The organism is Pseudomonas sp. BB438 (genome assembly GCF_057180225.1).
In genome coordinates this window covers 3371128-3382037 of sequence record NZ_CM170001.1, presented here as the reverse complement: position 1 = coordinate 3382037, position 10910 = coordinate 3371128, and the positions used below count along the sequence as shown (strand labels likewise).

Below are 10910 nucleotides of genomic sequence, written 5' to 3'. Positions count from 1 at the left end.
GCTTATCCCCGGATCGCCCAGAAGGCCAGGTTCAGGCCGGGGAACTCTCCGGCGACGTGGAAGGCGAAGCCACCGGACTGCGCCAGTTGCTTCCAGTGCTCGCTGCCACGGTCCAGCTCGTAGTAGGTGGCACCGGCATGGAACGGAATCTGCCGTGGCGCCACTGGCAACGGCAGCAGGCCGATGCCCGGCAGCTGCAGATTGACCAGATCGCGAATGTGCTCCACCGAGCCGATCTTGCTCTGCTGGCCGAAGCGGCCGCGCAGGGTTTCGGCGGGCATGTCGGCGCGCACCACGAGGACGAAGCTGGCGGTGTCCAGCAGGCTGCGGTCGGCGAGCATGCCGACGTGGATGCCGTAGGCCTTCTCGACGATGGGAATCGGCACCGCCTTGCTGTCGATGAGCATCGACAGCGCCTCGCGCAGCGCCTGCATCACCGGGGTGAAGCTCATTACCAGGTCGTCGTGCTGGTACACCGGGAACGCCGCCGGGCGCCGCTCGGCGCTGGAGAAGGTGGCGAACTCGCCGGCCAGGGCGAGCAGCTCGCTGTACAGGCGCTCCGGGTGCAGCGGGGTGATCCGCGCCAGGTGCGCCACCAGCGGCTCGGCGCGGTTGACCAGTTGCAGCAGCATGAAGTCGGCGATTTCCGAGGCGCCGCCAGCGCTGGACGCGACCACTCGGCCGGCCAGTGCTTCACCGCGCTGGTGCAGCAGGCCCAGCAGCTCGCTGCGAAACGCCGCCAGCGGTTTGCTCACGCTGACGTCGAGCAGCGGCGGGATGTACTGCTCGTCCAGCAGCAGCGCGCGGTCGGCACGCTTCTCCCGCACCCGCGCCACACCCAGCGCGGCGTAGTCGTGCAGGCCGTCCGCGGCGGTGAGCAGACGCAGCGCGCGCTCGCCCACCGCGACCGGAATGCGGCTCTCGAAGGCGGCGTTGTCGTCACGCACCTCGCGCACCTGGCTGCGGTAGCGCGCTCCGCCGGCGGGCTCGCCCGCCTCCACCGTGTCGCGCACACCGGAGCGGCGCAGCGGCAGGGCGAGGTAGATCACCCCGTCACGCAGGCCATCCTCGATGTCCAGCGGTTCGGGAGCGACATCCTCCTGGGGGATGTTGAACGGCGTGCCGTCAGGCAGCAGTCCGCGGGCCATGACGATGGCCAGCTTGCCCTGGGCCAGCAGCCCGGCGTCGAGCTGGAGCTCCGAAAAACCCCAGCCGGCGGCGGACAGCGGCCGGCTGCGGGCGTCGATGAGGCTTTCCAGGTAGCGGTCGTGCTGCTGGAAATGCTGGGTGCCGATGAACATGCCTTCCGACCAGATCACGCGGTTGTTCCAGGACATAGGGGCTCCGTTTAGCGAGAGTCGGGACGGGAGGGTTGTTCGAGGGCCACCACGCGCACGGCGTTGGCGCCCAGTTCGATGCGGTAGCGGCTCGCCTGCCCGGCAACGGGCTGGAGCACGCTGCGCCATAGCGCGCGGTCGAGGTCGCGGTAGCCGACCATCAGCGCCACCTGGCGGGTGGCGGGTTCCAGGTGGCGGGTCAGCTCGCGCTGCTCGCCCGGTTGCAGCAGCCAGTCGTCCTGGGCGACAAGGTCGGCACCCAGCACGCTGGCGGGCTGTTCGGCGAGGCTGAAGTAATCGGCGCGTTCGAACAGCGCGGCGCTGCGCAGTTCCAGCAGGCGCACGCGCACCGGGGCGCTGTGGCCATCGGGCGTGGGGTTGAGGCGGCTGTCGGCCTGCACCAGCAGGGTCAGGCGGGTGCCCTCCTCCGGCGCCGGCGGCACGCTGGGCGTCTCGCTGGAGCAGCCACTGCACAGCAGGGCCACGCCCGCCGCCAGTAAAACCTGTCGAATCATCCTTGTTCCTCGGTAACGCTTGTTTCTTCCCTGATCGACCGGCCTAGGGGCGGCGCAGGCGGGCGATGTGTTGCTCGTAGGCACGGCCGAATTCGCGGCCGAACAGATCCTGGAAATCGTCTTCGGCTTCGCGCGACAGCGTGCCGTACAGCTCGACGAACTGTTGCCAGCTCTGCGCCTGGCGGGCGCCCGGCAGCAGGCTCGAGAGTCCGCCGCCCTTGCCCATGCGCGCTTCCAGCGCATGGGGTTCGAAGCGTGCCAGCAGGTGCTTGATCGCCGCCTCGACCCCGGCCATCACCGCCAGCTGGTGCGCACGCAGGTCGTCGAAGCCATCGCGCACCGCCTGGTCGGCCGGCATGAACGCCGGGCTGCCGCCGCGCAGCAGCAGGAGCAACGCTTCGTCGGCATTCGGGGCGAATTTCAGCGGGTTGTTCTCCACCGGCCGCACCAGGGTCTGCTGCATGCGGAACTCGCCCTTCAGGCTGCTGCGCGCGCGCAGGACGTCGATCAGCCCTTCCACCATCAGCCGGTAGCTGCACCCGATGGCCTCCATCTGCGCGGCGGCCTGGCGGTTGTCCAGGCGCAGGCGCTCGAGACCGGCGCCGCGCAGGAAGGCCTGCAGCAGTTCGTCGTGGTTTTCCGCCGGGGCGGAGCCTGTTGCACGGGGCCCTGGCTCGGTCACCGCGACCGGCGCGGCTGCTCGCTCGAGCGGCGGCGCAGCGACTGGCGGCAAGGGTTCGGGGGTGGATGGGTTCAGCGGCGAAGCCGGCTCGAGCGCGGCAAGGGGATTGCCCGCTGCGGGTGTGTCGCCCAGCAGGTCCCAGTCCTCCGGGATCAGACCAGCGCCCGCTGCCGGCGCTGGCGGCACGACAGGCGCGGGCGTGGACGGTGGCGGCGGCAGGGTCGCGGCGGGCGGGCGGAAGTCATGGCGCTCGGCCGGCACATGGTCGGCAATCGGCGCCGGAGCCGGCGCTGACGGCGCGAGAAAATCGAACAGATCGGGCAGGGTTTCCTGCGGGGAAACACCCTGCAGATGCGCAGAGGCCGAGGCGCTGAAGGGCGTATCCGGGATCGGCGTGGGGGCCGATTGGTGGGCGGCCATCAGTGCTTCGAAGCTGTTCGCCGAATCCGCCGCGGCAAAGGGCGAAGCACCGGACGTCAGGCCGGTTTCGATACGCGCCTGAATCTCGTAGTCACCGATACGGATAACTTCGCCATCTTCCAGAAGTTCACTGCTGCCACGGCGCATGCGAACTCCGGCATTGAGCAGTTCGACACCGTTCGTGCTGTTATCGGTAAGGAAGTAGCGCCCATCCTTATATTGAATGAGGCAATGTCGCGAAGAAACCAGGCGCGCAGGATCTGGTAATACCCAGTCATTGTCGGGATTACGGCCAATTGCCATCACACCGGTATCCAACGTCATTTCAGGACATTGACCGGGGGTGATCTTGTGATAACTGGTGATGGTCAAACGCAGCGCCATGTAGCCTCCCTGCCTGCTCCGCTTCCCGTCGTCCCATCCAGGGACAACCCAACCCCCATGAGGGTTCCACACTTTTTCCTACAAGCGTGAACCCTTGATTCTGAAGGGCTGACGGCGGAAACCGCGCGATCTTATCCTTGCTTTCCGCGACCGGCAAACACGAATCGCCGAAGAACTTCTCGACTCTTTGGTGCGGGTCACAACTGCAGTAACACGTAAATAGCTTACCTTGACAACAGCAACTACTAAACCAAAAATGGCGACTTCATCGCAAATATGTGATGGCTCAGTGATATTAACTGAGGGCAACTTCCCACAGAAATAACATGGAAACTTCTGGGGACTTTGTCAGCCAAATCCACACCGATAGGGAGATCGATTACTGTGGATGGATCGCTTTTGCTCGCCTCGATTTCAGAGGGCGCGCCCTGTGGCGTTGACCTGGAATACGACAGCGAATTCCTGCAACTCGAACGCGATGCCCAGGGGCGCCCCGAGCGCAGCATGGGCGACGTGGTCCAGGCCGCCGAGCCACCGGATTGGCGCGCCATCGAGCAGGCCAGCAGCAGCCTGCTGCAACGCAGCAAGGACCTGCGCATCACCCATTTCCTCGTGCAGAGCAGCCTCGCGCTGGAAGGTCTCGACGGCCTCGCCAGCGGCCTGACGCTGATCAGCGAACTGCTCTCGCGCTACTGGGCCGAACTCTACCCACGCCTGGACGCCGACGACGACAACGACCCCACCGTGCGGGTCAACACCCTCGCCGGCCTGACCTGCGACACCAACCTCGCCCTGCTGCGCAATGCCGTGCTGCTGCGCTCGCGGGTGTTCGGTACGGTCACCGTGCGCGCCGCGCTCAATGCCGCCGGCCTGCTGCCGGCCAGCGACGAAACCCTCGGCGCCGCCGAACTCAACGGCGCCCTGCGCGACAGCGACCCTGAACGACTCGACGCCACCCGCACGGCGATCCAGAGCGCGCTGGAGGCCGCCCAGGCCATCGAGCGCCAGGTCGCCGAACAGGTCGGCTCCGACCGCGGCGTCGACCTGCAGCCCTTGCGCCAGCCGTTGAAGCTCGCCCTGCAGGTGCTCGGCGAGAGCACGCAGCCCGCGAGTGACGGAGCCGACGCCACGGCGCAGGAGCCGCCCCGTAGCGATGCCGCGGGCGCCGCTGCGAGCACCAGCGCGGCCCCCGCCAGCGGCGAAATCCGCAACCGCGACGACGTACGCCGCAGCCTCGACCGGCTGCTGGAGTACTACGCCCGCCACGAGCCTTCCAGCCCCCTGCCCGTGCTGCTCAATCGGGCGCGGACGCTGGTCGATGCGGATTTCGCCAGCATCGTGCGCAACCTGATTCCCGACGGCATCAGTCAGTTCGAAAACCTGCGCGGCCCCGACGCGGACCAGGCCTGACCGGCCGGGAAACGGGATCACGCGTAATCGATGACGGCCCGCGGGCCGACACGCAGCGTCGCGTCAGGCGACCAGGAGAGAAGCCATGTCCAGCAACAGCAGTTCCCAGAAGTTCATCGCACGCAATCGCGCCCCGCGGGTGCAGATCGAATACGACGTCGAGCTCTACGGCGCCGAGAAGAAGGTCCAGCTGCCCTTCGTCATGGGCGTGATGGCCGATCTCACCGGCAAGCCGGCCGAGCCGCTGGCGCCGGTGGCTGAGCGCAAGTTCCTGGAGATCGACGTCGACAATTTCGACTCGCGTCTCAAGGCCATGAAGCCGCGCGTGGCGTTCAACGTGCCCAACGAGTTGACCGGTGAAGGCAACCTCAGCGTCGACATCACCTTCCAGAGCATGGACGACTTCAGCCCGGCGGCCGTGGCGCGCCAGGTCGACTCGCTCAAGCAGTTGCTCGAGGCCCGCACCCAGCTGGCCAACCTGCTGACCTACATGGACGGCAAGACCGGCGCCGAGGAAATCATCATGAAGGCGATCCAGGACCCTGCCCTGCTGCAGGCCCTGGCCAGCGCGCCGAAACCGCAGGACCACGAGCCCCAGGCCTGATCAGAGGAGGATCACCATGAGCGACATGTTGCGTGACGAGCAGGCCATCCAGGCGGCCGGTGAACAGACCAGTGAATTCGCCAGCCTGCTGATGCAGGAGTTCAAACCCAAGACCGAGCGTGCCCGCGAAGCGGTGGAAACCGCCGTGCGCACCCTGGCCGAACAGGCCCTGGCGCAAACCGATCTGATCTCCAACGATGCGATCAAGTCCATCGAGTCGATCATCGCCGCCATCGATGCCAAGCTCACCGCCCAGGTCAACCAGATCATCCACCACGCCGACTTCCAGCAGGTGGAAAGCGCCTGGCGCGGTCTGCATTACCTGGTGAACAACACCGAAAGCGACGAGCAGCTGAAGATCCGCGTGCTCAACATCGCCAAGCCCGAGCTGCACAAGACCCTGAAGAAGTTCAAGGGCACCGCGTGGGACCAGAGCCCGGTGTTCAAGAAGCTCTACGAGGAAGAGTACGGCCAGTTCGGCGGCGAGCCCTACGGCTGCCTGGTGGGCGACTACTACTTCGACCAGTCGCCGCCGGACGTCGAGCTGCTCGGCGAGCTGTCCAAGGTCTGCGCGGCGATGCATGCGCCGTTCATTTCCGCGGCCTCGCCCACCGTGCTGGGCATGGGCTCCTGGCAGGAGCTGTCGAACCCGCGCGACCTGACCAAGATCTTCACCACCCCGGAGTACGCCGGCTGGCGCTCGCTGCGCGAGTCCGAGGATTCGCGCTACATCGGCCTGACCATGCCGCGCTTCCTGGCGCGCCTACCCTACGGCGCGAAGACCGACCCGGTGGAAGCCTTCGCCTTCGAGGAAAACACCGACGGCGCCGACAGCAGCAAGTACACCTGGGCCAACGCCGCTTATGCCATGGCGGTGAATATCAACCGCTCGTTCAAGCACTACGGCTGGTGCTCGCGCATCCGCGGCGTGGAGTCGGGCGGCGAAGTGCCGAACCTGCCGGCGCACACCTTCCCCACCGACGACGGCGGCGTGGACATGAAGTGCCCGACCGAAATCGCCATTTCCGACCGTCGCGAGGCGGAGCTGGCGAAGAACGGCTTCATGCCGCTGCTGCACAAGAAGAACACCGACTTCGCCGCCTTCATCGGCGCGCAGTCCCTGCAGAAGCCGGCCGAGTACGACGACCCGGATGCCACCGCCAACGCCAACCTGGCCGCGCGCCTGCCGTACCTGTTCGCCACCTGCCGCTTCGCGCATTACCTCAAGTGCATCGTTCGCGACAAGATCGGCTCCTTCAAGGAGAAGGACGAGATGCAGCGCTGGTTGCAGGACTGGATCCTCAACTATGTCGATGGCGACCCGGCGCACTCCACCGAGACCACCAAGGCCCAGCACCCGCTGGCCGCCGCCGAAGTGGTGGTCGAGGAAGTCGAGGGCAACCCCGGCTACTACAACTCCAAGTTCTTCCTGCGTCCGCACTATCAGCTCGAAGGGCTGACAGTGTCGCTGCGGCTGGTTTCCAAGCTGCCGTCGGCCAAGGGCGCCTGATCGGGCGCGACGCGGGTTCCGCAAAGCGGCGCCGTCGGACCGGCGCCGTCCCTGACACCTTCCATTCGGTCACTGCACCACAGGAGAAAACATGGCTGTCGATATCTTCATCAAGATCGGCGACATCAAGGGCGAGTCGATGGACAAGACTCACAAGGACGAGATCGACGTACTGAACTGGAGCTGGGGCATGACCCAGTCCGGCAACATGCACGTCGGCGGTGGCGGTGGCGCGGGCAAGGTCTCCATCCAGGACCTGACCCTGACCAAGTACGTCGACAAGGCGACCCCGAACCTGATGATGCACTGCTCCAGCGGCAAGCACATCGACAAGGCGGTGCTGACCGTGCGCAAGGCGGGCGGCGACAACCAGGTCGAGTACCTGATCATCACCCTGCAGGAGGTGCTGGTCACCTCGCTGCACACCGGTGGCTCGGGCGGCGACGACCGCATCACCGAGACCGTCTCGCTGAACTTCGGCCAGGTCTCGGTGGACTACCAGCCGCAGAAAGCCGACGGCGGCAAGGATGGCGGCCCGATCAAGTACGGCTGGAATATCCGCCAGAACATCAAGAAGTAAGCCTGCATGCCCCCGTCGCGTGAGCGCCGGGGGCATGCCTGCGGAGGCCGGGCGCGCCAGCGCCCTTCCCCGCCACTGCGTACAGGATTCCTCCGTTGGTAGCCGACCTGACTTCCCGCGAGCGCCTGCAGCCATCGCTGCTCGACCGCCTCACCGATGATGCCCCCGGCATCCCGCACGACGCGCCGGGCCGGCGCGCCTTCTCGCACAACGAGTTGCGCGCGGCGGTGCTGCGCGACCTCGCCTGGCTGCTCAACTCCACCGCCTTGCTCGACCCCGAGCGCAGCCGCCAGACGCACGCCGGCACCTCGGTACTGAACTACGGCCTGCCGCCACTGGCCGGCAACAGCGCTTCGAGCATCGACGTGCTGGCCCTGGAGGGCCTCATCCACCAGGCTATTGCTACCTTCGAGCCGCGCATCCTGCGCCACACCCTGCACGTGCGTGCGCACAAGGCTACCGGCGAGATGAACCACAACGCCCTGAGCTTCGAGATCGAGGGCGACCTGTGGGCGCAGCCCGTGCCGCTGCCCCTGCTGCTGCGCACCGAGCTGGACCTGGAGTCCGGCCACGTCTCCGTGGTGCCGGCACAACAGCGGAGGCGCCCATGAATCCTCGCCTGCTGGAGCTGTACAACCAGGAGTTGCAGCACATCCGCGAGGGCGCGGCGGAGTTCGCCCGCGACTACCCGAAGATCGCCAGCCGCCTGAGCCTGGCCGGCATGGAGTGCGCCGACCCGTACGTCGAGCGCCTGCTCGAAGGCTTCGCCTGGCTCACCGCGCGGGTGCAGCTCAAGCTCGACGCCGAATACCCGACCTTCACCCACAACCTGCTGGAGGTCGCCTACCCGCACTACCTCGCCCCGACTCCGTCGATGTGCGTGGTGCAGATGCAGACCAACCCCGATGACGGCTCCCTCAACGACGGCTTCCGCCTGCCCCGGCAGAGTGTGCTGCGGGCGCCGCTGGGCAAGGAAGGCCAGACGCCGTGCGAATTCCGCACCGCCCATGAGGTGACCCTGTGGCCGCTGCGCGTGGCCCAGGCCGAGTACATCGCCAACCCCGCCGCCGAGCTCGGTCGCCTGGCCGCCGCCGAACCGCGCGCCAAGGCTGCCCTGCGCCTGACCCTGCGCAGCGGCGTGGAGGTCCCGTTCAACAGCCTGGCGCTGGAGAACCTGCCGCTCTACCTCAACGGCGTCGACGAAGTGCCGGTGCGCCTATACGAGCAGCTGCTCGGCAACGCCTGCGCGGTCTACGCCTGCCAGAGCGGCCGCGACTGGGTGGAGCGGCTGCCTGCCGACGCCCTGCGCTCGTGCGGTTTCGATGACGAAGACGCCGCCCTGCCGGTGGTGCCGCAGGCCTTCCAGGGCTACCGGCTGTTGCAGGAATACTTCACCCTGCCGCAGCGTTACCTGTTCGTCGACATCACCGGCCTGCAGCGCGCGGTGCGCCGCTGCGACGGCGAGGAGCTGCAACTGATCGTGCTCTTCGACCGCCTCGACAAGCAGTTGCAGGGCCAGGTCGGCGCCGCGCAGTTCGTGCCTTTCTGCACCCCGGCGATCAACCTGTTCCCGCGGCGCCTGGACCGCATCCACCTCAGCGAGCGGGTCCATGAGCACCATGCCATCGCCGACCGCACCCGGCCGATGGATTTCGAGATCCACTCGCTGACCTCGGTCAGCGGCCACGGCACCGGCGCAGACCAGACCTTCCTGCCCTTCTACGCCGTGCGCGATCCGTCGCGCTATGGCCAGGAGAAGGCCTATTACATCCTGCGCCGCGAGCAGCGCGTGCTCTCCAGCGAACAGCGGCGCAGCGGCGCCCGCTCCAGCTACGTGGGCAGCGAAACCTTCATCAGCCTGGTCGACAGCCACCAGGCGCCCTATCGCCACGACCTGCGCCAACTGGGCCTGGGCGCGCTGTGCACCAACCGCGACCTGCCGCTGTTCATGAACCCCGGCAGCGGCAGCAGCGACTTCACCCTGGCCGACAGCGCCCCGGTGCAGGCGGTGCGCTGCCTCACCGGCCCCAGCCGGCCACGCCCCAGCCGTGCCCATGACCGCGAGGCCTGGCGGCTGATCAGCCAGCTGTCGCTGAACTACCTGTCGCTGGCGGAGAACGGCCAGGGCGCCGCCGCCCTGCGCGAGCTGCTGCGCCTTTATGCCGACAGCCAGGACCCGGCGCTGCCGTTGCAGATCGAAGGCCTGCGCGAGGTCAGCAGCCGGCCCATCACCCGGCGTTTGCCGATGCCCGGCCCGATCGTTTTCGGCCGCGGCCTGGAGATCACCCTGGCGTTCGACGAAAACGCCTTCCGCGGCACCGGCGTGTTTCTCCTGGGCGCGGTGTTCGAGCGCTTCCTGGCGCGCTACGTGTCCCTGAACAGCTTCACCGAAACCGTGCTTCGCAGCACCGAACGTGGCGAGATCATGCGATGGAAAGCCCGACCCGGACGTCGACCGAACCTCTGAGCGCCCTGCAGGCGATGCAGGCCGAGCCCTGGGAGTTCGACTTCTTCCAGGCGCTGCGGCGTATCCAGTGCGAGCACCCTGACCTGCCCCGCCTGGGCCATTCGCGGCGCCTGGCGGACGACCCGCTGCGCCTGGGCCAGCAGCCCGAAGGCAGCTTCGCGCCCTCGACCCTGGCGGCCGTGCGCCCGCCCGAAGGCAACACGCCGGGGCGCCTGGAGCAGTTCTTCTTCGGCCTGGGCGGGCCCAACGGGCCGCTGCCGCTGCACATCACCGAATACGTACGCGACCGCCAGCGCAACCATGGCGACAGCACCAGCAAGCAGTTCTTCGACGTTTTCCACCATCGCCTGCTGAGCCTGTTCTACCGCGCCTGGGCCGAGGCCCGTCCGACCGTGAGCCATGACCGCCCGGACGACGACTACTGGTCCGAGCGCCTGGCCGCCTTCAGTGGCCGCGGCCAGCCGAGCCTGCGCGGCAAGGGGCTGATCGATGGTGACGCGGTGCTGCATTTCACCGGCCATCTGTCCGCACAGACACGCTACCCGGATGGCCTCAAGGCCATCCTGCAGGACTACTTCGGTATACCAGTGCGCATCGAGGAGTACGCCGGGCAGTGGCTGCAGCTGCCCGAGCGCACGCGCCTGGGCGTGGCCTGCACCCGCCTGGGCGAGGACTTCTGCCTGGGCGGCCAGGCCTGGGACCGCCAGCATTGCTTCGGCATCTGCCTGGGCCCGCTGAGCCAGGCGCAGTACCAGGCGCTGCTGCCCGATGGCCGCGCCTTCGCCGAGCTGGTGGCCTGGGTCGGCGAGTACCTGGGCGAAGAGCTGGACTGGCAACTGACGCTGCAACTGCGCCGCGAGGAAGTCCCCGCGCTGCGCCTGGACCATGGGCTACGCCTGGGCTACACGACCTGGTTGGGCCGCCCCGAACATGACCCGAAGGACCTGGTGCTGTCCCGGCACCACGCCGCGCCGAACGCGCCGGCATACTAGACAAGGAGC

At 67.5% G+C, this 10910-nt stretch carries 10 protein-coding genes; 7 read left to right on the top strand and 3 right to left on the bottom strand.

The features are described 5' to 3' along the window. Positions 1–2: 2 nt before the first annotated feature. Genes tssK through tagH form a run of 3 tightly spaced genes read right to left on the bottom strand, consistent with a single transcriptional unit; the run spans position 3 to position 3338 of the window. Positions 3–1337, bottom strand: a complete 1335-nt coding sequence (tssK, locus tag AC1ZV1_RS15485) for a type VI secretion system baseplate subunit TssK (RefSeq protein WP_484292465.1) — start codon at positions 1335–1337, stop codon at positions 3–5. An 11-nt stretch (positions 1338–1348) separates the two neighbouring features. Beyond that, positions 1349–1852 carry a type VI secretion system lipoprotein TssJ gene (tssJ, locus tag AC1ZV1_RS15480; protein WP_484292464.1) on the bottom strand — a complete coding sequence of 168 codons (504 nt, stop codon included), beginning with the start codon at positions 1850–1852 and terminating at the stop codon, positions 1349–1351. A 43-nt stretch (positions 1853–1895) separates the two neighbouring features. Next, positions 1896–3338, bottom strand: coding sequence for a type VI secretion system-associated FHA domain protein TagH (gene tagH, locus AC1ZV1_RS15475; protein WP_484292463.1), 1443 nt, complete (start codon positions 3336–3338; stop codon positions 1896–1898). A 384-nt stretch (positions 3339–3722) separates the two neighbouring features. Here tagH and tssA point away from each other — a divergent pair, with 384 nt between their 5' ends. The 7 genes from tssA (at position 3723) to tssG (ending at position 10901) form a co-directional block, all read left to right on the top strand. After that, complete coding sequence (gene tssA / locus AC1ZV1_RS15470; RefSeq protein WP_484292462.1) at positions 3723–4748, top strand: type VI secretion system protein TssA; 1026 nt, start codon at positions 3723–3725, stop codon at positions 4746–4748. 85 nt (positions 4749–4833) lie between these two features. Next, positions 4834–5352 (top strand): type VI secretion system contractile sheath small subunit, encoded by a 519-nt coding sequence (tssB, locus tag AC1ZV1_RS15465; protein WP_484292461.1) that lies wholly within the window; start codon positions 4834–4836, stop codon positions 5350–5352. Positions 5353–5368: 16 nt separating this feature from the next. Next, positions 5369–6862 carry a type VI secretion system contractile sheath large subunit gene (gene tssC, locus AC1ZV1_RS15460; RefSeq protein ID WP_484292460.1) on the top strand — a complete coding sequence of 498 codons (1494 nt, stop codon included), beginning with the start codon at positions 5369–5371 and terminating at the stop codon, positions 6860–6862. Between the two features lie 91 nt (positions 6863–6953). Further along, entirely contained in the window at positions 6954–7442 is a 489-nt protein-coding gene (locus AC1ZV1_RS15455) for an Hcp family type VI secretion system effector (RefSeq protein ID WP_413352595.1), read from the top strand. 95 nt (positions 7443–7537) lie between these two features. Then, positions 7538–8053: a type VI secretion system baseplate subunit TssE gene (gene tssE / locus AC1ZV1_RS15450; RefSeq protein ID WP_484292459.1), complete on the top strand. Its 516-nt coding sequence runs from the start codon at positions 7538–7540 to the stop codon at positions 8051–8053. Continuing rightward, positions 8050–9909: a type VI secretion system baseplate subunit TssF gene (gene tssF / locus AC1ZV1_RS15445; protein ID WP_484292458.1), complete on the top strand. Its 1860-nt coding sequence runs from the start codon at positions 8050–8052 to the stop codon at positions 9907–9909. The genes tssE and tssF overlap by 4 nt, the downstream gene beginning before the upstream one ends. After that, on the top strand, positions 9873–10901 hold the full coding sequence (gene tssG, locus AC1ZV1_RS15440) for a type VI secretion system baseplate subunit TssG (RefSeq protein WP_484292457.1): 1029 nt from the start codon (positions 9873–9875) through the stop codon (positions 10899–10901). The genes tssF and tssG overlap by 37 nt, the downstream gene beginning before the upstream one ends. Positions 10902–10910: the final 9 nt, after the last annotated feature.

What these genes read in the sequence shown, in the direction of transcription:
- tssK (WP_484292465.1), bottom strand. Translation starts at nt 1,337, where the DNA reads ATGTCCTGGAACAACCGCGTGATCTGGTCGGAAGGCATGTTCATCGGC.
- tssJ (WP_484292464.1), bottom strand. Translation starts at nt 1,852, where the DNA reads ATGATTCGACAGGTTTTACTGGCGGCGGGCGTGGCCCTGCTGTGCAGT.
- tagH (WP_484292463.1), bottom strand. Translation starts at nt 3,338, where the DNA reads ATGGCGCTGCGTTTGACCATCACCAGTTATCACAAGATCACCCCCGGT.
- tssB (WP_484292461.1), top strand. Translation starts at nt 4,834, where the DNA reads ATGTCCAGCAACAGCAGTTCCCAGAAGTTCATCGCACGCAATCGCGCC.
- tssC (WP_484292460.1), top strand. Translation starts at nt 5,369, where the DNA reads ATGAGCGACATGTTGCGTGACGAGCAGGCCATCCAGGCGGCCGGTGAA.
- AC1ZV1_RS15455 (WP_413352595.1), top strand. Translation starts at nt 6,954, where the DNA reads ATGGCTGTCGATATCTTCATCAAGATCGGCGACATCAAGGGCGAGTCG.
- tssF (WP_484292458.1), top strand. Translation starts at nt 8,050, where the DNA reads ATGAATCCTCGCCTGCTGGAGCTGTACAACCAGGAGTTGCAGCACATC.
- tssG (WP_484292457.1), top strand. Translation starts at nt 9,873, where the DNA reads ATGGAAAGCCCGACCCGGACGTCGACCGAACCTCTGAGCGCCCTGCAG.